20 protein-coding genes, 1 tRNA gene and 1 pseudogene are annotated in these 20865 nt (G+C 38.5%); 6 read left to right on the top strand and 16 right to left on the bottom strand.

Annotation, left to right across the window (positions count from 1 at the left end):
• Positions 1-392: 392 nt before the first annotated feature.
• From IV81_RS04475 to IV81_RS04440, 8 genes are all read right to left on the bottom strand, one after another.
• Positions 393-1193: a PHP domain-containing protein gene (locus IV81_RS04475; protein ID WP_057802643.1), complete on the bottom strand. Its 801-nt coding sequence runs from the start codon at positions 1191-1193 to the stop codon at positions 393-395.
• Positions 1194-1319: 126 nt separating this feature from the next.
• Positions 1320-2753 carry a 6-phospho-beta-glucosidase gene (locus IV81_RS04470; protein ID WP_057802642.1) on the bottom strand — a complete coding sequence of 478 codons (1434 nt, stop codon included), beginning with the start codon at positions 2751-2753 and terminating at the stop codon, positions 1320-1322.
• 192 nt (positions 2754-2945) lie between these two features.
• The gene (locus tag IV81_RS04465; RefSeq protein ID WP_057802641.1) at positions 2946-4268 is read right to left on the bottom strand and encodes a glycosyltransferase family 2 protein; all 1323 of its coding nucleotides are present in this window, start codon (positions 4266-4268) and stop codon (positions 2946-2948) included.
• 9 nt (positions 4269-4277) lie between these two features.
• On the bottom strand, positions 4278-4781 hold the full coding sequence (locus IV81_RS04460; RefSeq protein ID WP_057802640.1) for a hypothetical protein: 504 nt from the start codon (positions 4779-4781) through the stop codon (positions 4278-4280).
• Positions 4771-5589, bottom strand: a complete 819-nt coding sequence (locus IV81_RS04455; RefSeq protein ID WP_057802639.1) for an EAL domain-containing protein — start codon at positions 5587-5589, stop codon at positions 4771-4773. Before IV81_RS04455 ends, IV81_RS04460 begins: the two co-directional genes overlap by 11 nt.
• A 162-nt stretch (positions 5590-5751) precedes the next feature.
• On the bottom strand, positions 5752-6072 hold the full coding sequence (locus IV81_RS04450; protein WP_057802638.1) for a thioredoxin family protein: 321 nt from the start codon (positions 6070-6072) through the stop codon (positions 5752-5754).
• Between the two features lie 139 nt (positions 6073-6211).
• Complete coding sequence (locus IV81_RS04445) at positions 6212-7159, bottom strand: diacylglycerol/lipid kinase family protein (protein WP_057802637.1); 948 nt, start codon at positions 7157-7159, stop codon at positions 6212-6214.
• Positions 7143-8105 (bottom strand): alpha/beta hydrolase, encoded by a 963-nt coding sequence (locus IV81_RS04440; RefSeq protein ID WP_057802636.1) that lies wholly within the window; start codon positions 8103-8105, stop codon positions 7143-7145. The genes IV81_RS04445 and IV81_RS04440 overlap by 17 nt, the downstream gene beginning before the upstream one ends.
• 110 nt (positions 8106-8215) lie before the next feature.
• Between IV81_RS04440 and IV81_RS04435 the strand changes: the two genes are divergently transcribed.
• Positions 8216-8288 (top strand) — tRNA-Ala (locus tag IV81_RS04435).
• Positions 8289-8737: 449 nt separating this feature from the next.
• On the opposite strand, the pseudogene IV81_RS09215 reads toward IV81_RS04435, so the two are convergent.
• Positions 8738-8929: pseudogene (locus IV81_RS09215) on the bottom strand (helix-turn-helix domain-containing protein); the annotation flags it as partial.
• Positions 8930-9460: 531 nt separating this feature from the next.
• Between IV81_RS09215 and IV81_RS04430 the strand changes: the two are divergent.
• On the top strand, positions 9461-10429 hold the full coding sequence (locus IV81_RS04430) for a DUF561 domain-containing protein (RefSeq protein ID WP_057802635.1): 969 nt from the start codon (positions 9461-9463) through the stop codon (positions 10427-10429).
• A 128-nt stretch (positions 10430-10557) separates the two neighbouring features.
• Here the strand turns inward: IV81_RS04430 and IV81_RS04425 are convergent, their stop codons facing one another.
• Positions 10558-11715 carry a GGDEF domain-containing protein gene (locus IV81_RS04425; RefSeq protein WP_162257318.1) on the bottom strand — a complete coding sequence of 386 codons (1158 nt, stop codon included), beginning with the start codon at positions 11713-11715 and terminating at the stop codon, positions 10558-10560.
• A 228-nt stretch (positions 11716-11943) separates the two neighbouring features.
• Here IV81_RS04425 and IV81_RS04420 point away from each other — a divergent pair, with 228 nt between their 5' ends.
• Positions 11944-13026, top strand: coding sequence for a glycosyltransferase (locus IV81_RS04420; RefSeq protein ID WP_057802633.1), 1083 nt, complete (start codon positions 11944-11946; stop codon positions 13024-13026).
• Between the two features lie 155 nt (positions 13027-13181).
• On the opposite strand, the gene IV81_RS04415 is transcribed toward IV81_RS04420, so the two are convergent.
• Positions 13182-14198 carry a linear amide C-N hydrolase gene (locus IV81_RS04415; RefSeq protein ID WP_057802632.1) on the bottom strand — a complete coding sequence of 339 codons (1017 nt, stop codon included), beginning with the start codon at positions 14196-14198 and terminating at the stop codon, positions 13182-13184.
• Between the two features lie 119 nt (positions 14199-14317).
• On the opposite strand from IV81_RS04415, the gene IV81_RS04410 reads away from it, so the two are divergent.
• Complete coding sequence (locus IV81_RS04410) at positions 14318-15052, top strand: ankyrin repeat domain-containing protein (RefSeq protein ID WP_083484680.1); 735 nt, start codon at positions 14318-14320, stop codon at positions 15050-15052.
• 249 nt (positions 15053-15301) lie between these two features.
• On the opposite strand, the gene IV81_RS04405 is transcribed toward IV81_RS04410, so the two are convergent.
• Positions 15302-16120, bottom strand: coding sequence for a zinc ribbon domain-containing protein (locus IV81_RS04405; RefSeq protein ID WP_057802631.1), 819 nt, complete (start codon positions 16118-16120; stop codon positions 15302-15304).
• Positions 16120-17340: a serine hydrolase gene (locus IV81_RS04400; RefSeq protein WP_057802630.1), complete on the bottom strand. Its 1221-nt coding sequence runs from the start codon at positions 17338-17340 to the stop codon at positions 16120-16122. The genes IV81_RS04405 and IV81_RS04400 overlap by 1 nt, the downstream gene beginning before the upstream one ends.
• Before the next feature lie 239 nt (positions 17341-17579).
• On the opposite strand from IV81_RS04400, the gene IV81_RS04395 reads away from it, so the two are divergent.
• A complete protein-coding gene (locus IV81_RS04395) occupies positions 17580-18485 on the top strand; it encodes a diacylglycerol/lipid kinase family protein (protein WP_057802629.1) in 906 nt (301 codons plus the stop codon).
• 130 nt (positions 18486-18615) lie between these two features.
• Positions 18616-18918 carry a bacteriocin immunity family protein gene (locus IV81_RS04390; protein ID WP_057802628.1) on the top strand — a complete coding sequence of 101 codons (303 nt, stop codon included), beginning with the start codon at positions 18616-18618 and terminating at the stop codon, positions 18916-18918.
• A 5-nt stretch (positions 18919-18923) separates the two neighbouring features.
• On the opposite strand, the gene IV81_RS04385 is transcribed toward IV81_RS04390, so the two are convergent.
• The 3 genes from IV81_RS04385 to IV81_RS04375 are packed head-to-tail and all read right to left on the bottom strand — an operon-like array spanning position 18924 to position 20758.
• Positions 18924-19685, bottom strand: a complete 762-nt coding sequence (locus tag IV81_RS04385; protein WP_057802627.1) for a hypothetical protein — start codon at positions 19683-19685, stop codon at positions 18924-18926.
• A complete protein-coding gene (locus tag IV81_RS04380; RefSeq protein WP_057802626.1) occupies positions 19678-20388 on the bottom strand; it encodes an ATP-binding cassette domain-containing protein in 711 nt (236 codons plus the stop codon). The genes IV81_RS04385 and IV81_RS04380 overlap by 8 nt, the downstream gene beginning before the upstream one ends.
• Positions 20381-20758 (bottom strand): GntR family transcriptional regulator, encoded by a 378-nt coding sequence (locus IV81_RS04375; RefSeq protein WP_057802625.1) that lies wholly within the window; start codon positions 20756-20758, stop codon positions 20381-20383. The genes IV81_RS04380 and IV81_RS04375 overlap by 8 nt, the downstream gene beginning before the upstream one ends.
• Between the last annotated feature and the right edge of the window lie 107 nt (positions 20759-20865).

The raw sequence follows: 20865 nt of genomic DNA, 5'->3' as shown, positions 1-20865 counted from the left end.
TTTTAAAAGTTTGATTTAAGTAACTTTCAAAGCTTAGGCTGTTGGTCGAAGTCATCTGTCGTGACAACAGAAATATACTATACACTGATTTTTAAAAGTCGTCAACACTTTTGTTACATTTAATTTCATTTTTGCTAATTAGCTATCAGAAAAGCCCCGAAACCCTGTAATTCTCTTGAAAAAATCGACATCGTTTTTTGAAAACAACTTCCGCTTACAAAGGTTTTTGTTTCAATTCTCAACATATCAATTAAATTATCCTACATAATACGTATGCAAATTTTGATCATTCAAAAACTGGTCATCCCGGCCATAACTCATAGAATAAAAAGTTGAGCAACCGCATCACGATTGCTCAACTTTTTTGTTTTCTTCTTGTATTACTAATATATTTAGATATCTTCCATTACATCATCAATTGGGATTACCGTCATTGCTCCCTGACGGAAGACATTTACATGATGAATATCATGCGCCTTTAACATCTCAACTGCATCCCGGAAGTGATCCTCATAAAAACTTACTTCATGCGCATCCGATCCAATTGTGTATCGTTTTCCACCCAATTGCTTATAAATCTCAATGGCATAATCATACAATCCAATATTATGATACTTGTACATACTCTTAGTATTTAATTCAAAAGCCATGTCATTTCGAATCGCGATTTTAAAGATATTGGTCAAAAGTACACCCGCAGTTGTCGAAAATTGACCTGAAGTCAAATTCAATTTCCGAACTCCGTAGTCAAAATGGGTTAGAACGTCCGCATCGTGAAACGCGTTGATACCTTTCCACATCAGTCGGTAATAGTCATCCGTCACTTTTAACGGATCCATATGGGTTACTACATCATCAAGATAATCTTTCTTTCCATCCTGATGAAAACTTAGCAACTTGATATCAAAGGTATGGTGGGCCAAATATTCTTTGATTTTGTCTTCTTGACCCGCCGACATCCCGATTTCGACACCTTTATAAATGCGTTTACCAGTTTGTTTCTTTAATCTTTCGATCTCAGCGACATACTTTGTATAGTCTGGAATACTATCATTATTTTTAGCATCAGGGTTATTAAACTCAAGGTGTTCCGTTGTTACAAAGTTATCTCCTGCTAATTTCATGTAGTTTTCCATTTTTTCATTCGAATCAAATGAAAAGTTTGTATGCACGTGTTGGTCATAGTATTTCATAGTTCGCCCTCCCAATTCTCAGATGTATTCGTTATCTACCATCATTTTATCACATTGGAAGGCTTTACAAACGCGACAACAACTGAAAAAGATAATGACTTTGATAATCATTTCGATATAACGGGGCTAGAGGTTTTCTCCATTCGATTTAATCACTTCTCGATACCAATCAAAGGAATCCTTCTTAGAGCGCTTCAATGTCCCGTTTCCGTCGTCGTCTTTATCAACGTATATAAATCCGTAACGCTTCGACATCTGTCCTGTACCAGCCGATACAAGGTCGATAAAGCCCCAAGGTGTGTAACCCATTAAGTTGACTCCGTCCAATTCAACGGCTTTTTCCATTTCTTCAATGTGTGCACGCAAGTATTCCACTCGGTATGGATCGTGAATACTACCATCTTCCTCAACCTTATCGTATGCTCCCAATCCATTTTCAACAATGAAGAGTGGTAAGTGATAGCGATCATTTAACCAATTTAGCGAATAGCGTAGTCCGACCGGATCAATTGGCCAATCCCAATCGCTAACTTTAACGTAAGGATTTTGAGCAATCAAATCTTCTGGTACGAGATCATCATCAATCGATTTTCCTTCAGGTAGCGCAACGGTATGCGAATTGTAGTAACTAAATCCGACATAGTCAACGGTTCCAGCCTTTAAAACTGCTCGATCCTCTTCTGTGATATCCTGCCGATAGCCTTTTCTTGTGACATATGCTTCGATATTGTCTGGGTAAACACCATTAACGTGGACATCTGAGAACCAGTAGCGCCTTTGCATCATTTTTTCCGCCAGCATAATGTTGTTTGGTGCAGCATTTAAAGGATAGAGTGGCGTAAAGTTAATCATGCATCCAATTTGGAAATCGGGATTAATCTCATGACCAAGTTGAACTGCCTTAGCACTCGCCACCAACTCGTAGTGCGCCGCTTGATACATTGCCGCTTCTCGGTTTTCGTTTCCTTTAAAAATCAGGCCCGAATTAGTCGCCATCAAAAAATCATTGTTGAACATACTTTGATTATTGATCTCGTTAAAAGTCATCCAGTATTTAACTTTATCTTTATATCGTTTAAAGCAGGTTTCTGCAAATCTAACAAACAAATCAATTACTCGACGATCTGAAAAACCATTATATTTTTGGACAAGGTGATATGGCATTTCAAAATGGGCAAGCGTAATAACAGGCTCAATCCCGTATTTTAGACATTCATCAAATAAATCATCATAAAATTTTAATCCAGCCTCGTTTGGTTGATCATCATCACCGTTAGGAAAAATCCGGGTCCATGCAATCGATGTTCGAAAAGCCTTTAACCCTAGTTCAGCAAACATTTTTACATCTTCACGATAATGGTGATAAAAATCAATTGCTTCATGATTAGGATAGTTCTTACCTGGAATTACACCATCCGTAATTTCACGCGGAACATTATTGGCGCCGGCAGTCATTACATCTGCCACGCTCATCCCTTTTCCATCCGTCTGCCATGCTCCCTCGAGTTGATGCGCTGCAACTGCGCCACCCCATAAAAAATTTTCTGGTAATTTCGCCATAAATAAACATCCTCTCTGTTATAAAATTCCCAAATAGAAAGCCTTTTCATCAACTATTTTGCGCCACTCATTTCAGAATGTATAGTTTTTAGCGCACACAAAAAACATGTTCCATCGATTAAAACGGAACATGTTTTTAAATTAAGATAATTTATTTTTTCGCGATTGAGATGTATCTTTACGAAGTCATGTTTATTTCTGCATTTTCGTTCGCTCTGGACTTTTCCACGTTCCCGAACCAAACCCAAAAATGGTTTTGACGGCCGGAATAAAAGTCATCACCACCGTAATCGGATTGACCATCCAGAAGAACAGCATATACAGCGGGGCAAAAATGACGTATTTTAATTTAGCCGCATGGTGATCCAAAATTAAAGCCGCCAACAGCTGCATGAATCCCGCGATAATCTCAAATGATACAAAGATAAATGACATCACAAAGCCATGAAATAATCGCTCGTAGTTTCCCGTAAAAAGAAACACCAGCATGGCAATTGCAAATATGACCGTTGTAATCATGAAAAAGAATGACCAGAGAATGGAAAGAGTGGAATCAATAAACATTGACATTTGATAACGGTGTTTAATCGGATGAAACAGGAATTTTTTAATATTGGTTAACCAAACTTCTGTCCCACCTTGAGCCCATCGTTTCCGCTGGTGGTACAGTTCCTTAATTGATTCCGGTACGTTCATATGAAAGACAATATTCGGGGCAAACCGCGGAACTGCACCAATCATCTGATGATCCCATGCAATACTGATGTCTTCCGTAGCCCGATTTTGCCTAAACCCACCGACATCAATCAGAAAATCTTTTTTGTATAGAGTATTGGCACCACTATAAGCATACATCGAATCGTTAACTGCCGTTTGACTACGCTTAATTACACCCACGATGCTGGAAAATTCAACCGTTTGCGCTTTTCCAATAATTTTTGTTCGATTTTGGACATCCATGTTGGCAGTCACTGCCGAAGTATTCATATCCTTATCTCGCATGAAAAAGTTCATGTATTTCATCAAGGCATCCGGTTCAGGAATTGTATCCGCGTCGTTACTTAAAATATATTCGCCCTTCGCAAAGTACATTCCAATATTAAACGCGTGGGCCTTACCCTTATTTTTTAGGATTTTTACCGTCCGCAAGCGGGGATACCGCTCCCTTAACTGGGCTAAAATTTCTCCAGTTTTATCCGTGGAACCATCGTCCATTACCAGCACTTCGAAATTAGTATAGTTTAATTCTTCAAAAAGGTAGGTGATCGTTTCTTCGATCATTATTTCTTCATTATGAGCTGGGATCATGATGGTTATTAACGGTTGGCGATCGACTGGAATAATTTCCCAATCATCATCTCGTTTATGTGTTTTGAAAAAACGGTACGATAGCGAACCTGAAAACCAAAAGAACGCTCCAATCACCGGATATAAACACAGGATGAGAAGAGCAATATTGATAATCGTACCAACTAGATTATCTTTAAATAAACTATCAATAAAAACAGAGGACATATATTTATCCTATCCTAAATCATCCAGGTTGGATTTTTTATAAATTGACTTAATTTGATCCGTATCCAAATTCTGTTCCGGTTGCACTTCATAATAACGAACGTTTTCTCGAAAATCCTTTGGCCCGAAGCGTTCATCCATGAATTTCCCTAGCTCATTTTCACGTTTCTTTTGATTAATCGGATTAAACGTCGGCCACTGTTCTACTAGCCGGTCTCGGCGTCGGTTTTGAATAAGCGTCATGCTAACGGCAAATAAACTCGCCATCGCAAACGAAAAAAGTAAAATAACGGCGATAAATTTAATTTCAAAAATTCCTTCATCATAGGACCAAATATGAGGAATCTTGGGATTATACGCTGCCCAAAACGAAGTGATCGTAATAACAAGCGGTATAAATACACACAGCCATCCAAAAATAGCGACGATTGTTTGCCAGATTTTTAAAAGAATGTGCCCCTTTTCAAAGTACTCATCTGTATAAAGTTGTTGCCTTTGCTTTTCATCTTTCATTTTTTACCGTTCTTTCTTGAATGTTCTCTGGGCGGCCAAATAGATACCCCTGCCGACTGTCAATTTGTAGCTTTTCGGCTAGCTGTTCATCTTCATCGTTTTCAATTCCCACCAGAATTAATTCAATTTGATTTTCCTTAGCCAATTTATTCCAAAATTGTAAATTTAAATCTAACCATTCATCGGGACTTTCTTTACGGAAACTGCTCATTGATGCCTTTAGAATATCAGTTTCCGGAAGTAGCCACTCCGTTCTCTTCAAATCATTAAGGGATGATCCCACGTTATTAATCGCAAATCGCATCCCGTAGCTACGTCCCATTTGAATTTGGTGACGGAGCCGGCGCTTATTAAAGTTACGATTTAATTCATCAGCCGAAAATTCAACCGCAAACCGCATGGGTGCAACTTTAGTAATTGCCCATCGAACAAAATACCGAAAATCACGACTCATGATTTGGTTGTATGTCAAATTTATTGAAACGGTTAAATGCTCGTTTGATAAAGACTCAAAGGTCTTTTCCAGTAGAAAAATCACCCTCTGTAAAGGAAGTGATTCTAAATCTTTTGGTAAAACCCATTTTCCTTGCTCATTTTGGGTTCTTAATAAACATTCATATCCAATTGTTTTTCCACTACCATCAACCTGTTTTTGGATAAAATATCGCAATGGAATTTCATCATTTCGAAGATAATTACTACCTTTATAACGCGTGTTCCAATAATACATAACCACAATTAATAGAGTGATTCCATAAATAATAATTGCTGTCCAAAACAAAAGCGTCTCTAATTGTGATAATGACATACAGTTCCTCCCAAATTTGGATTATAAATCGATAATACTCCAAGATATTGCTAAAAATCAACACTGTTACGGTTTTTTAAAATATTTTTCAACGTTTACAAAATTTTAGTATAAAAAAACTCAGGAATTATAAATACGTCCCTGAGTCTGAATTTATTTAAATTAAGCAATACTTTGAATGAAGTCTTCAACTTCCTTTGGTGTGCGGCGTTCGCCTTTACCAAAACGACCAAGTTCCTTACCATCTTCAAGTGCGATGAAGCTTGGAATTCCCATGATGCCAAAGTGTTGAGCAACTTCTAAGTTAGCGTCGCGGTCAACTGTAATCCAGTCATATTGATCGTATTTTTTCATGATATCTGGCATTGCCGGCTTAATGAAGGCACAGTCTGGGCACCACCCAGCGGTAAAAAATAGCATCTTCTTGCCGGTATTCATTGTTTCAAAAATTTCTTCGTTAGATAAATTTTCTTGATTACCCATCTGAAAGCTCTCCTTTGATTTAGTAGACTTACTTTTTGTAAGTCCTTATTTGATATATTTATCATACCAGCTTCATTAATTTTTGACAACTAATTAATTTGAATCGAATTCGTTTGAAATTTTCACGTGAAACAATCATTCAAATTTGGTTAGTAAACCAAAAATTCTGTTTTGTAGTCCAAATCTTAAGATCAAAATTTTGTTTAGGCAGATCCTCACCGTTAACTTGTCCATGTTCTGCGCTGAAGGACTGTACTTGAATCTGCCGACCCGTTTTGAAAAACACATTCGACATCTCAAGGTGTTTTCCATTAATCAGAAGTTTGGTAAACAGACGAATAAAACGAAAAATATTTAGTTTTTCAGTGATTACTACGTCAATTTTTCCGTCCGTCATCTGCGCTAATGGCGCAATTCCGATTCCGCCACCAAAATATTTAATATTCGTTAGTGAAACCACAAAGGCGTTCGGAAATTCATATTTTTCACCATCAATTGTAATATTTAATGGGAATCCTTTTTGCGTTATGAGTGTTTTTAAAAGTGCTGAAGCGTACGCTGCCGACTCCAAATGCCACTTGCTAAGCTTGAGTTTCTGACCACGGTTAGCTTGATACACCACGTTCGCATCAAATCCGATGCCAATGTTATTACTAAAATAGTGCTCAATTTGATTATTTTGATCCTGATATACTCCCACATCGAGTTCGATCGGTGCTGTAGTTTGAATTAATTGTTGTAGCGCTTGGTAGGGATCCCGTGCCAGTCCAACCGCCCGCGCAAAGTCATTGCCGGAACCGGCTGGTATGTAGCCAATCGGAATTTTATTTTTTGAATGCTGCACTCCATTTAGCACTTCAAGTAGGGTTCCATCCCCGCCAAGTGCCACGATCACCCAGTTTGTCGGGTGTTCATCCGCAAATTTTTGTGCTAATTCTGTCGCGTGTTTGGGATATTCCGTGATAGCTCGTTCAAATTGAACTTCATTTTGAAGTAAATACTGATGCAATTTATCCCATGTTTGCACTGAATGTCGTGCTCCGGCCCATTTATTTACAATGAAGTAGTAGTTAGTTTTTTCGTCCATCCTCGTTCACGTATTTCTCCAAAAAAATTTTTATTTCTTCCTGATAACGCTTTGGATTCGTTGGCAAAGATTGAACATGGTCGGCGCGGTCAACGAGATAAACTCGGCTTGGGACACGTGCTGCTTCTACTAAGTCGTCCAGCATTTCAATTGGTACGTAGCGGTCTGATTCCCCATGAATAAACATGATTGGAACCTTAACCTTTTTTATTTGTTCTTGAATATTAGCTTCCTTAAATGAATAACCAGCCTCTTTTTTAGTCAATGCACTGGCGATTGGTGCTAACTCCTGTGATGGCAAATGATAGTATCGCTTCAAACGGTGCCGGAACTGCTTGTCCAGTCGATTAAAGCTGCTATCTTCAATAACGGCAACCACGTTAGATGGAATATCAGTTTCTCCAGCAGCCGCAATTACCGTTGCCGCCCCCATGCTAATTCCCATTAAGACAATCTTTTCGTCCGGATGCGTTAGTAGTACCGCACGTTGCACCCAACGAACATAGTCACGTCGATCTAGCCAGCCAAAGCCAATCAAGTTACCCTCGCTTTGGCCATGACTACGCGCATCTGGCATCAATACGTTGTAACCCATGTTATAGAAGATTTTTGCATAAGGAATCATTTGCATTCGCGCGTGATGGTACCCATGCGCTAAGATCACGGTATGGCCGGTTTCTTGTGGTTGGCGCAGAAATGACGCTCTCAATTGTAAGCCATCATCACTTAGCATTGTAATTTCTTCGGGATGCAGATTTTCAAACCATTCAACGTTAAACGCATTATTATCCTGTGTTTGAGAACGTTCAATGGCCTTCATCTTGGCCTTATCGGTATTTTTTATTCCAACCAAAAAACTAATGTAACCGCCAATTCCCATTCCAGCAGTCACACCCACTGCGGCTGCTCCAAGACCTGCCAATATGAACTTTGTACTTTTTTTCATTCCACAACGCTCCTTATCCCTGCTGGCACAAAATACTATTCATTAATGTTAACTTTCCTACATAATAATATCAATTTTTTAATTAAAAGTGGTATGATAAATGCATAGACGGGTTCGTAGCTCAGTTGGGAGAGCACCTGCTTCGCATGCAGGGGGTCGACGGTTCAAGTCCGTTCGGATCCATTGATAAGCACACGTTAATTGCGGTAAACCCTGAACACGCTGATATAATAAGGTTTTAATTTTTATCAATTCTGATTGAATCTATTTTGATGATATTCATTTTTCATCAAACTAATAAAACTAAATAGTTGCGGTAGGTAAGGGATATCTGTTACTCGTTTTGAGTAGCAGTTTTTTTATTTACTAAACTGTTACAAAGCACGGTTAATCATCACCTTACACTTTAAAATGTGTTAGATGTTCAATCTTTAGAGTGCGTGATATGCAACCATCAAAAAGCTATTGAACTTTCAGTCATCTCTTTTGCATGTCAGCTTTAATAAGATCTTAAACGCCAAAATGCTCTTTCTTCTGCACCCTTCTTACGATTTTGTGCGCACTTTCTTTCTGGACGCAAAAAAGGCCTTAACAGCTGATTACTGCTAAGACCTTGCAATAATTATTAATGTTTAAACGATCGAGATCTTAACTTTCTTGCCCAATGCGTTAGCAATTTGAGACAGCTTTTCAAAAGGAACGTTGTCCCCTCGTTCAATTCTGGCAATCGTTGACTGTGTCGTATGTGCTCGCTCTGCTAAAGCGGATTGAGTTAAGCCCGCTTTTTCTCGCGCCTCGTAAAGGGCAATGGCTGCTGCTAATTTATCTACTTTTTATAACATTCTCAATGCTTTAATAAATTACTAAGCACTCTTCAATTTATACTATATACTTGAAAAACACATTTAATCCATGTAATATGCTGAGTAAGGAAAGGACGGTTCGACCGCTCGCTAAGATTTTAGCTCGCCTATCATCTTGGTTATGTACAAGTTAAAAAGCCAACTTAGTGTAAAAACTAAGTTGGCTTTTTTGGCAGTTCGTCAAATATTTCAAAGAGCTGCTAACATATAGTTATGGTCATAAAATATAAAATTAAATGATTATTCTATATTTAAGCGTAACTATTAAATATCATCATTTTAATATGAAAAATAGCACCAAGTATTAGAAACATCCCCTTTCCCATCCACCAATTTTCAACACACATAAGTCCCAACTTTTGTTTTCAATAAGTATAATTTACATATTTTATTTAAAAAGTGTTATAGCCCTTGTGCATTGAAAAATGTAAAACTTAAAGTAAGTTCACTTCTTTAAATGTGAACGATAGTGGAAGGGAATATTTATTAATCATGCGTAATAATAATGCAACAACAGTTCTTCAAACTAAGTATCCCCTTGTTCAGGCACCCATGTCATGGATGACGGATGCAAACCTAGTGGCTACCGTCAGTGAAGCTGGTGGCCTCGGTGTACTTGGGTTAAACGCCGGTCAGCGAGATGTAACATCTAGCCCAGAGGAAACGGCGAATCGGATGCGCCAACAAATCCAACTAGTGAAGTCAAAAACGACTAAACCTTTCGGGATTAACATTGTTGCTCCCCGTTCTGGACAAAGTTTGTCAGACGCTATTTTTACAGACGCATTGCTTCAGATGGCCTATGAAGAGAACGTTACGCATTTTGTCGTGGTTGGTGAGGCTCACGAGGAGCTTTTCAAACAAATTAAGTTACATGACGGAATTCTAATTTTTCGTCCAAGTACGCCAACAATTGAACAGGCTCAACTAGCTGAAAAACTTGGTACTGATCTTCTTGTCGCAACCGGTAGTGACGAAGGCGGTGAACTGCCTGAACAAGAAGCCGGAACTTTCACAATTGTTCCAGCAATCGTTGACGCCGTTAATATTCCAGTTCTTGCAGCGAGTGGCATTAACGACCATCGCGGTGTTAAGGCCGCCCTTGCATTAGGTGCAGCCGGCGTTTACATTGGAAGCCGTTTTTTAGTTACCGACGAATCACCAATGGCCGATGAGGTTAAAAAATATGTTATTCGTTCCAATTTTGATGATTTGGTCCGTGTCTCTGCAATCCGGCGCTCGCTAAAGACTCCGGCAGCGTTACGCTATGCTGACATGTATCGAATTGATCCTCAAAAAGATACTGAAACACTGATTCGGCAGCACGGTGGGATGCGTCCCGGCATGCTAGAGGCCGACTTTAATCAAGGCGTTATCAGCGTCAATATTGGTATCAATGAAATCAACGAGCAATCCAGTGTCGCCGAATTAGTTGAATCGTTAATGACCGACATTATTTAAATTGGATTAGTCGGCAAATTAAAAACAGGGTTGGATTATTTCCAGCCCCGTTTTTACATAAAATATCAAAATGATGGTAAATCCTTAAAAAATCAAGCAAACTGCTGCGTTTGTCCTTCGACTGTAATTCAGTTTCGGCCTTGTCTTTTAGATTGATATAAATAACTATCTACTCGGTTATATAAATCCGAAAAATTCGTGTCGGTCGCCTTTAATTCTGTAATTCCGCATGAAATATTAATTCTCAATTGACGGCCTTCAATATCCGATAATTCGCCTGCAACCGCATCTCGAATACTTTTCATTATTTTCCGCACATCTTTTGCGGAATGGTCTCGAAAAATAATTAGAAACTCCTCGCCACCCACGCGAAATAGCTCTCCACCTGTTTGATTATCTAAAAGTCCCTTTTGGACCCGCCGAACAGTTTCTTTTAGGACACCATCGCCAACTGTATGTCCATACTGATCATTGAACTGCTTAAAATGGTCGATATCAAACATCGCTATTCCCAGAGGTTGATCTTTATTATCATATGAACGAAAAATTTGATCCTTCACTTTGTCAAACTCAGCTCGATTATTTGCTCCAGTTAGCTCGTCGATTTTAACATCCCGTTCCAAAGACGCCCGCTCTTTTTCAATATTGCGAACAAAGCGATACAGAAAATGAATGATACTAGCCAAAACGGCAAAGCCGATAATTTTTAATCCCATTTCTTCCGGTGAAAAATCGAATGCAACGCATAGCATTCCCCACCAACCGATAACGAAGAAAAACAGTGTAACCAAATATAACTTATAGTGTTTTTTAGAATCATTAAAGGTAAGTCCACCATTTGAAACGTATGTAATATCTAAAAACAAAATGATTAATAGTAGCAAATAGATCCACACGTTATCAATCCTGCCAGCCACTAAGTACTGGTAGCTCTTAACGAGCGGTAATATGTAGTTAAATGCAATAATGCCACCATTTCTAATGTTGTACAGACAGAAAAACAAAATAATAAACTGAACATTAGAAAATTCCCATTGACTGTTATAGTAGCTCATAATCGAATACGCCGTCTGCAAAAATAACATGCTTACACTTAATAAAACAAACCAAACCACATTATTAATTTGGTGTCGGATTCCCAAGCTAACTTGTGTCGCCGCCCTTAACTTCCGACTTAATAGGTATCCTCCGAACACCATGATAAAAAGCATTCCAATCAAAAAAAACGTTATAATTATCGTGTTTATGCTAAAAAATCCCGTGGCCCACCTTGAAAATTCTTTCAAACTAAAAACCTTCCATCCTTTTGCTAACACTACAAGTTCCATGGATCCGGACCCTACAGTTCATTTTTAGTATACAATAAATATATTTATTGTATACAACTATATTGAGTATAATCTACGTCCTTATATAAGCATATACTTTGAATTTGCATTATCAATAGTTCATAATCAACCTCAAATAATTGTTTTTAAAATTAGTTTGGTTTTAAGAGAAAAGAGCTGATTTCAATGAAAACACTGATTGTAGTCGAAAATTTCGTCATGGATGGAGTTAAGCGTGTCACTAGTGTTCTAGGTAATCGCCTCTCCAAAGAAACTAATATTTATTATTATTCTTTAGCTGACATCGAATCATTTTATCCGCTCAAAGCGCCGTTAATTATTGCCCGTCATCCCATTGATTCTCACGGAATCAGTTTTCGGGGTGATCACCCATTAGATCGTTTTAAAACACAAATTAACGACTTAATCGATGAGCTTTCAAATGGTAACTATGATTCGGTCATTTTAACCGCGGGGTTATTGACCAGCTTCATTCCAAAAATCAAACGTAAAATTCCTCACATTCGGGCCATTGCCTGGATGCATAATAATGTTGATACCTACCTAAATAACTACTATATTCACATGCAAAAAGAATTCACCCGCGGACTCAACGCTGCCGATACGGTAGTTGTTTTAACCGAGTACGATTTACTTGGATTTTTACCATATAATCTCAATACAATTAAAATTTATAATCCGCTAACCATCGTCGCACCAAAAACTTCGACCCTTATGGCACACAATATTGCGTTTACCGGTCGCACTGATATTCGTCAAAAGGGAATTGACTTTCTAATTGAATTTGCATCACTTCTACCTGACGATTGGCACTTATCCATTGCCGGTGACGGACGAGAACTCGCAATGAAAGAGTTTGATGCTTTAATTGCCAAACACCACGCCCAGCAAAATGTTAACTATCAAGGCCGTCTGAAAGATCAAAAATTAATTGAACACTACCTAAATGCTTCACTTTTTGTAATGACTTCGCGTTGGGAAGGGCTTCCGCTCGTTCTCGGAGAAGCCATGAGCTTCGGCCTCCCCGTTGCAACCATGTATTCCACTGGTGCCGATGAATATCTGGCTGGTGGTGAACACGGTATTCTGCTAGATAATCATGATCCTCACAACTTTTTAAATGCGGTTACTCCCCTCTTAAATGACATCTCCGTTCGAAAACGATACGCTGATAAATCACGTAAACGGGCCCAGGATTTTGAAATGGCAACGGTCATTCAGGAGTGGCAAAAAATTTTAGGACTATGATTACATTAACTCGTCGCCAAAGAGAATCATTTTCCCTAAAAATTAAAAAAACGTGCCATATCAGTCAATTTTTAAAAATTAACCATCTAATATCATCAATTAATGGCATTAAATGGTTAATCCAAAGATCGACTTTTGGTACGCTTTTTTATTTTTCATCTTTGATCAAAGTAATTTCCAGTATTAATTTCTTCAATTTCAATATCTGCAGTTAGCGGATCTAACTGCTTACTGGTAAATGCAAGGCCAACGCTTGGTTGAACGTATAATCGGCGTTGCTCCAGATCATACCCCACCCAATAACGAGTGTGTTCAGAAGCCGTATTATTTTCAGAATTGCGCTCCACACCTTGAGGAATAATTACTGAATGAAATGCAGCATACAGCTGATTTACTCCATCTTTTGCTTCAAATTCATCCATCATGCTGGTAATCATAAAGCTCCGTATAAAGCGATCAACCGATGTGTACGAACCGGGTAAACTTGCCAGTCCATAACCAATTCCAGCATCAAGTGGTTTTAAAACTTGTCCCTCTCTGTAGCGTCGACGATGGCGAAGATTCCATTTATCGAGACCAATATAGTTTCTTAAATTAGTAACGTGCCAATCGTATTCCGGACTATTGGTCATCACCCCAACCGAATCATATAGTTTAAAAGAACCACGATCGGTAGCTTCTAAAACAACGCTATCCCCGCTTGGATCCACAAAATTATAATGGATTGGCGTAGTTACCGTCTTTCCATGCACCACCATGGACTCTGCTAATACGGCAAACTGGTGATAATTTTGACGAATTTCAGCTACGCTCTGATAATGTGTCAAAATATACGTCACAAATTCAGCATTCATCACGGGGATTTGATTTCTTTGGTCAATTTCTGTTCGAGACGCCGCCGTGGTTTCAAAAAGGACTTGCAAATCTCCAGCTAACCCCGCTTCATTAATTCCATCATACAAAATGGAAGTCCCTCGAATTCCAATTCCCATTACAGCATAAAGGGCTGACCACGATTTCAACTGACTTTTAATTTTCACGCCCGCAGGAAAGCTGGTTATAACACTTCGAGCTCCACCACCAAGCTCACCAAACATTGGCAGGCTCAAATCCATTGTTCGTCCCCAAAATACTTCACCATTTTTTGCAGTCATTTCAATACTAGTACACATGGCCTTCCCTCCCGCTGACAGCGAAATCTTTAACTATTGTGAATCAACTTTTAACTTCTTTTATATTAAAAATGTTAATATTAATTATACAAAATAGGTTATAGATTGGAGGTCTTTTAATGTTTAAAATCCCCCTAATTTTTCTAGGCATCATCTGGCTTTTAGTCGGCTGTACCCCATCAAAAAGTCCATCACCATCGACTTCTTCCAGTCGTACGCAAAGTCAATCTAATTCTTCAAGCGCAAGAGCCGTCTCTCAAGTTCGATCCCTATTAAGCGCTGTGACAGATAACAACTTAGAACAAACCAAACAGGCCTTAAAAGCACATCCCACCCAGCTTGACCGACCAAATTCAAAGGGTGAAACACCACTTTTAGTGGCAACACACAATAACAATGTGCAAATTGCCAAGCTATTAATTGATCACGGTGCCGACGTTAATCTGCAGGATCATATTCAAGACTCCGCATATTTATATGCCGCCGCGCAAGGACGCACCCAAATCCTTGATTATATTTTAAAACACACTGAACCTAATCCCAAATTATATAACCGCTTTGGAGGGACTGCTTTAATCCCCGCGGCCGAGAAGGGGCACCTTGATAATGTTCGATTGCTTTTAAAAGATGGTCACGTTGATATTAACCATCAAAACAAGTCCGGCTATACGGCTCTGATTGAAGCGGTCGCCCTTCGTGATGGCTCCTCCAAATACCAACAAATTGTCCAACTACTTTTAGATTATGGAGCAAAAACCGACCTACGCGATAATCGCAATCAAACCGCATTAGATTACGCCAAACAACTTGGTTTTACCCAAATGGTAAATATTTTAGAAAACTCTTCAAATTAATTTTAATTACTATCTGTGAGTTGATTTTAAAAGGATCCATCGCGTGTTAGAAACTTTAATTTGGTAATTTCTTAAAGTTATTTGACACACAACGGATCCTTTATTTTTGTTGAGAATTTAATTATGAACCAAAGATGCCACTAAAAGCACTGTCAATAACGTTCATCACATAGCTTTGGACACTTGGCACCACCATGTAGCGAATTAACATGTAGACGATCACTAAAATTATCATTTGAGCAATTAAAGCTACGTAAATTTGTCGAACTTTAATTTCACATTCGTGTTAAGAATCGTGGCTAGGAATCCAATGTTGAAGCTGACTCCCGCTACTCCCAGCAGTAATCCAACCAAATTCAGCGTTCCAAAAGATTTCATATCTGTTCCAATGCTATTCGCAATTTCATTTGGAACAAAAATAATGGTAATCAAAAGAGCACTAACCGCAAAAATAAACGTGAAGTTAATCCGGTGAGCAAAGTCATTCGTGTAGCGAGTAAGCGATAGACCATCTGAATCATCTCCAGCTATCTTAAGCGTGAAGTACCCCACCGCCAAATACAGAGCATAGATAATGAGAAACACCACAAATATTTTAAGAAAAAGTCCAATTCCAAATGGGTTTTGCATTATATCATATGTACTATTACCTGATTGTTGATTAATTGAGGTAAATGCTTGGCGCCCCGGAATAATGATGAATAGTGCACCAATTATTGAAAATAAAGCAAACGTTGTAATTCCATAATACTGGTGAGCATCACTCGGACTTTTTGATGGATTTTGAATTGAAGATTTCAACCAATTCCAATAGCTTTGCGCATATTTTTTGGTCTGTTCAACATTTTGATTCAATTTTTCCGAGTTCATCGTGGACTTTGGTGTCACCGTTTCATGAACAGGTTGTTCACTTTTGACCGATTCTTCAATCCGAGCTTCTTTGACAGGTTCGGCAGTTGTAGGTTCGAAGACCTCTGTCGGAGCCGCTTCTACCACCTGAGTACCACAGTTGGTACAGAATTTATCCTCTGCTTCAAGCGCTGCTCCACATTTAGCACAAAATTTCATTATTCGTTCTCCTCCAATAATCCTTTATACATGACCGATCCAAAACTATTCATTTGATTAATTTGTTCGTTTCGTTGTCCATCCTCAGACATCACCACGATTACAAAAGAGCCCTTCGTATTCCCAAAAATTGCGGCGTCATTTTCGACACCATAATCGTCAAATTCACCGGTTTTATTATAAACGGTCGCTTCATTCGGTAAATCGTGTGGGAGTTTAGTTCGATTTTTATTCTGTTTTAATACGTCCAGCATTGCATTATCATACTTGGTCGATATCATTTGGTGATTGTAAATTTTTTTCAAAGTCTCACCCAAATCCGTTACTGACGTATAGTTATCTTTACCACTTTTAAGGGCGTCCGTATCCATCAGCATCCGCTCCAGCTTTGTATCAGTCGCACCCATTTTTTTAATTTGTTTATTAACGGCGTCCATTCCGCCTAATTCGCGAATCATAATATTAGCAGCCGTGTTATCACTGTCTTCCATCATATAGTCGATGAGCCTTTGAATCGTTAATTTCGTTCCCGCAGTCAATTCACGAATTGCTCCTGTTCCGTCAACCTTATCTGAATCCTTCAAAGTATATTCATCATCTAAGTTCAATTGACCTTCAGAAATCGCGTTATAAGCCGTTATCATAATAAATAGTTTAATGTTGCTGGCTGCTCGCTGAGCCCCATTGTGCGAAACTACTTTTTCACTTGAATCGGTCGGTGAAACATAAACCGATGTCGTTCCACTTATATCACCAAAGGCGTCTTCGATTGTTCCTTCAACTTTACTCTTCGGAAAGGAAATTGAGCTAGCTTTCGATGAAGAAGCTTTACTACTGCTTGAAGACGACGATTCACTTTCTGAATTTACTGTCGCCGTGTAATCGGCACTATTCGATTTGGTATTGCTTGGTGCCTGATTATTTTGATAGATAAAGAATCCAGTTCCCGCTACGATTGCCAGTACAGCAATTGTAATCGTCCATCTCATCCATGCATTTTTCCTAACCTTTTGAACTTTTTGCGCTCTAGAACCGTCTGACTTTTGAACTTCATTTTTTGCTTTAGACCCTGATTGAAGTTCAGCAGGCTGACTCCCAAGCGCTTTTTCTTTCGTTGACGCACTCTTTTCATTATTTGAACGCCTTTTTAGTTCTGCACCACAATTGGCACAAAACTTAGCACCCTCTTTATTCTTTTTCCCACATTTTGGACAAAACATACCGACTCTCCCACCTTATTTTTATAAGCCTCAACGTTAAGTTTATCATACTAATTCGGTCAATTAACCTTATATTTAGCGAAAACATTTTATTCCGCAACAATAAAAATCACATCTTAGAAATAATTCACGACGTCTTTTTTCTCAAAGTTTATTAATTTAGTTATACTTAAGTTAAAGACCGACATTAACCTTGTTATACGAACCATAAAGAATAACAACCGAAGGGATTGATTAAAATGAAAGACTACCTCGTAATTTACAATAAAAAGGCCGGATCCGATAATAACGAAAAAATTGCGAAACATTTTAATAAGCGCGCACAACAAAACCGGCGATCTACTGATTTAAAAGCGACTACATCACGAAAAGAAGCAATCGAATTTATTGTGGATCACCTTGCCCACTATCGAACGCTAGTTACAATTGGCGGCGATGGATCAATCAACACCGTCTTTACAGCATTTTTACGTGCAAAAAAATCAATCCGGGTCGGTATTATCCCAGGCGGAACGGTCAACAATTTCGCCAAGGCTTTAAACATTCCGGAGAACGAATCTGAAGCAATTGAGGTCATCTTAACGGGCAAGCCACATGCTGTTGACCTTATTCATACACAAAAAAGAGCCATTATCAGTAGCTTAACGCTTGGCACACTAGCTGATATGGCTCGAAATGTTAGTCAAAATGAAAAAAGAAAATGGGGACCCATTATTTATCTAATAAAAGGGATTAAGCAACTTATTGCTAAAAAGTCTTACCGAATTGAAGTTCATTACGGCAATTCAGGCAGCAAAATTTACCAAACGCGTTTCTTACTAGCGACTACAACCAATTCAATCGGCGGATTTACTAATTTTGATACCTCCGCTTCACCTTCAGATGGTAAGATCCATTTGGTTATTTTGAAGCACTTTTCCATTTCACGACTTTTAGGCTATGTTGGTTATTTTTTGACCGGTCAATTTCAAAAGGTCAGCGACGTCGATCAACTCCAAGCCGATCAATTTCAGATTTCCACCACTGATCCGGACACCCAAATCGAAACCCGCATTGATGGTGATCCAAGCGAGCAACTCCCAATTAAATTAAACGTTGAACGTAAATTTATTGATGTAATTGTTCCTGATCACCAAGGCTCATAACCCCGCCCTTCATAACCGACTTGCAATTAAGTCACTTTAATTTCAAAAGAAGGCTTTATCAACTATACTGTGTCTAATTCATCCGGTCAGCACCACATCTGCGTTTTTAATTTACAAGGGGGAAATTCTAATGTCGATCAAACAATATCACGAACGTGAACAGCAATTACTCCAGACCATTAACACGATTTTGACTAAAAATATTAGTGCCGACGAGCGCGCTATTTTAAAAAATGCCCAAGAGGAATTAATGCGTTCCGTTTATTTTCCTAGCGTTACCGGCGAGTTGCAGGGTGCCCTCACTCCTTTAGCGGTTGGAGGGCACCTTTCTAAAGACGTCGCTGACCTCTATACGCTATTACTCAATCCTCAACTAATGAATCATCACCTTGGCGAAGGGATTATTATGTCTTGGGGGAATCTATTTAAATAGACTTATTACCCCGCTTTAACCTTTATTTCGACCCAGTTTCGAAGGAGATAAATATTGACGGCGGAGATTACTAAAGCTAGGGCTAAGACGTAGACTGGGCTTAACGCCGTTGCAACCCAAAAACCGTTATCCGAATTAAATACCTGCGTTCTGGTGAAAATCAAGCTTACAAGATACTGTAATCCACCAAAAACATAACTAACCACCACAATTGACAGTACCACCATCACAACTCGGGTAATCTTTTGCCCAATCGCTGGTAGAAATGTCGTTCCAACGCTATTTACCAAATGCATTAGCGTAACTAAAGCAACAATTAACACAAACATTGCGAAAATCATGGCAACCATTATTAATAAAATTGATAGTGGTGTATCATTTAACGTTGAATTTAGCCCCCTGATAAAACTAACTGGGTTAAGTAAAAAGGTAAAAATGAGGTTTAACAACTCAAAATACAAAAAGGCGACAATGGTTGAAACGATGTTGGCCGTGTATAGTTTCCCTTCTGTAATTGGGATAAGGCGGTATGTACTTGAATCTAAAATTTTTTCGGTACGGATGACAATTATCAAAAATACTATAAAAGTAGCAAACGCACCGACTACTTCTGCGTATTCGATCCAGCCTCCAATTTTTACGTGATATCGTAATGTTTGATAGGCACTAAGTACTAAGGTTACAAGCACATAGATCCCGAACAAACCATGAATCGTCTTCACTTTATTTCTAACCATGTTCGATGTTAACGCCATTAGTTTAGTCATCGTTTTCCTCCCCGTAGTAACTTTCATAATAGGTTTCAATGTCCTGTCCTAGCTCTTCGCGAATGGTATTGGCAGCTTCTTTGGCGATCACTTTCTTATTTTTAATCACCACAACCGAGTCCAATAAATTCGCAATGTCAGCCACGTGATGGTCACTAACTAAAATGGTTGCGCTATCTGGCTTCCAGCTAATGATGCTTGCGATAATTTTCTTCCGGCTCATGCTATCAATTCCGTCAAAAGGTTCATCCAACAGATAAAGGTCGACATTCCGCGCCAAAGTAACTGCGATTACAAATTTACGGTAATTTCCTTTTGAGAGTTGGTTCAATTTTTGATCTATCTTTAAACCCAGTTCAGCCAATAATTGCTTAAAATTAGTTAAATTGAAGTCTTCATATATTTCATTATAAAAATCACCAATTTTGGATAAAGGAGCATTCATTTCCAAATGACTCGCTTGTTCGGTGAAACTAACTTTAGACTTACGTTCCGCTACCGTTTGACTATTTTGGACACTGATAGTACCGCGACGGTAAAGAAAACTTCCCGCTATCAATCGCATCACGGTTGTTTTACCCGCCCCATTAGCACCTAATAGCCCAACAATTTGGCCCTGCGGTATTTCTAAATTAAAATTTTCTAAAATTGAATGCAGGTTTCGAGAATAGCTCAAATTTTTAATTTCTAGTAGATTACTCATGATCGTTTTCCTCCCGCTTCTTAATGTAATCGGATAAGTATTGCACCATTTCATCCGAACTGATCTGAAGGTTTTTTAACTGCGTATACATAATTTCTAGTTTTTCCTCAACGATGTTTTCTTTTAACTGGTTTAATATTTGTAAATCAGTGGTCACAAAATTACCCTTCCCTCTCTTGGAAATCAAAATTTCTTCGTCAATTAATTCACTTAGTGCACGCTGAATCGTGTTAACGTTAACGGTTAAATCAATTGCCAATTGGCGAACCGGGGGGATTTTAGTTCCTGGTTGAAAATGATTAATAAGAATTTCTTGGTAAATATACTGCTTAATCTGGTAATAAATTGGAACTTTGTCATCGAATTTCATTTCGTTTCTCCTATTGTACTAGTTAACTATTACACTATAACTTTGAAAACATTAAATTGCAAATAAAAATTATTTTTAACAATGTTAAATTCATCACCACTGCGCTT

It is taken from the genome of Pediococcus stilesii (assembly GCF_001437075.1).
Lineage (GTDB): Bacteria > Bacillota > Bacilli > Lactobacillales > Lactobacillaceae > Pediococcus > Pediococcus stilesii.
This window is presented reverse-complemented; position numbering and strand designations above follow the sequence as displayed.

Excerpts from the sequence above, each read along its gene's own strand:
- IV81_RS04395 (WP_057802629.1), top strand. The coding sequence starts at position 17,580 with ATGAAAGACTACCTCGTAATTTACAATAAAAAGGCCGGATCCGATAAT.
- IV81_RS04405 (WP_057802631.1), bottom strand. The coding sequence starts at position 16,120 with ATGAAATTTTGTGCTAAATGTGGAGCAGCGCTTGAAGCAGAGGATAAA.
- IV81_RS04440 (WP_057802636.1), bottom strand. The coding sequence starts at position 8,105 with ATGAAAAAAAGTACAAAGTTCATATTGGCAGGTCTTGGAGCAGCCGCA.
- IV81_RS04460 (WP_057802640.1), bottom strand. The coding sequence starts at position 4,781 with ATGAAAGATGAAAAGCAAAGGCAACAACTTTATACAGATGAGTACTTT.
- IV81_RS04470 (WP_057802642.1), bottom strand. The coding sequence starts at position 2,753 with ATGGCGAAATTACCAGAAAATTTTTTATGGGGTGGCGCAGTTGCAGCG.
- IV81_RS04465 (WP_057802641.1), bottom strand. The coding sequence starts at position 4,268 with ATGTCCTCTGTTTTTATTGATAGTTTATTTAAAGATAATCTAGTTGGT.
- IV81_RS04390 (WP_057802628.1), top strand. The coding sequence starts at position 18,616 with ATGTCGATCAAACAATATCACGAACGTGAACAGCAATTACTCCAGACC.
- IV81_RS04410 (WP_083484680.1), top strand. The coding sequence starts at position 14,318 with ATGTTTAAAATCCCCCTAATTTTTCTAGGCATCATCTGGCTTTTAGTC.
- IV81_RS04400 (WP_057802630.1), bottom strand. The coding sequence starts at position 17,340 with ATGTTTTGTCCAAAATGTGGGAAAAAGAATAAAGAGGGTGCTAAGTTT.
- IV81_RS04450 (WP_057802638.1), bottom strand. The coding sequence starts at position 6,072 with ATGGGTAATCAAGAAAATTTATCTAACGAAGAAATTTTTGAAACAATG.
- IV81_RS04475 (WP_057802643.1), bottom strand. The coding sequence starts at position 1,193 with ATGAAATACTATGACCAACACGTGCATACAAACTTTTCATTTGATTCG.
- IV81_RS04455 (WP_057802639.1), bottom strand. The coding sequence starts at position 5,589 with ATGTCATTATCACAATTAGAGACGCTTTTGTTTTGGACAGCAATTATT.
- IV81_RS04445 (WP_057802637.1), bottom strand. The coding sequence starts at position 7,159 with ATGGACGAAAAAACTAACTACTACTTCATTGTAAATAAATGGGCCGGA.
- IV81_RS04385 (WP_057802627.1), bottom strand. The coding sequence starts at position 19,685 with ATGACTAAACTAATGGCGTTAACATCGAACATGGTTAGAAATAAAGTG.
- IV81_RS04415 (WP_057802632.1), bottom strand. The coding sequence starts at position 14,198 with ATGTGTACTAGTATTGAAATGACTGCAAAAAATGGTGAAGTATTTTGG.
- IV81_RS04430 (WP_057802635.1), top strand. The coding sequence starts at position 9,461 with ATGCGTAATAATAATGCAACAACAGTTCTTCAAACTAAGTATCCCCTT.
- IV81_RS04375 (WP_057802625.1), bottom strand. The coding sequence starts at position 20,758 with ATGAAATTCGATGACAAAGTTCCAATTTATTACCAGATTAAGCAGTAT.
- IV81_RS04380 (WP_057802626.1), bottom strand. The coding sequence starts at position 20,388 with ATGAGTAATCTACTAGAAATTAAAAATTTGAGCTATTCTCGAAACCTG.
- IV81_RS04420 (WP_057802633.1), top strand. The coding sequence starts at position 11,944 with ATGAAAACACTGATTGTAGTCGAAAATTTCGTCATGGATGGAGTTAAG.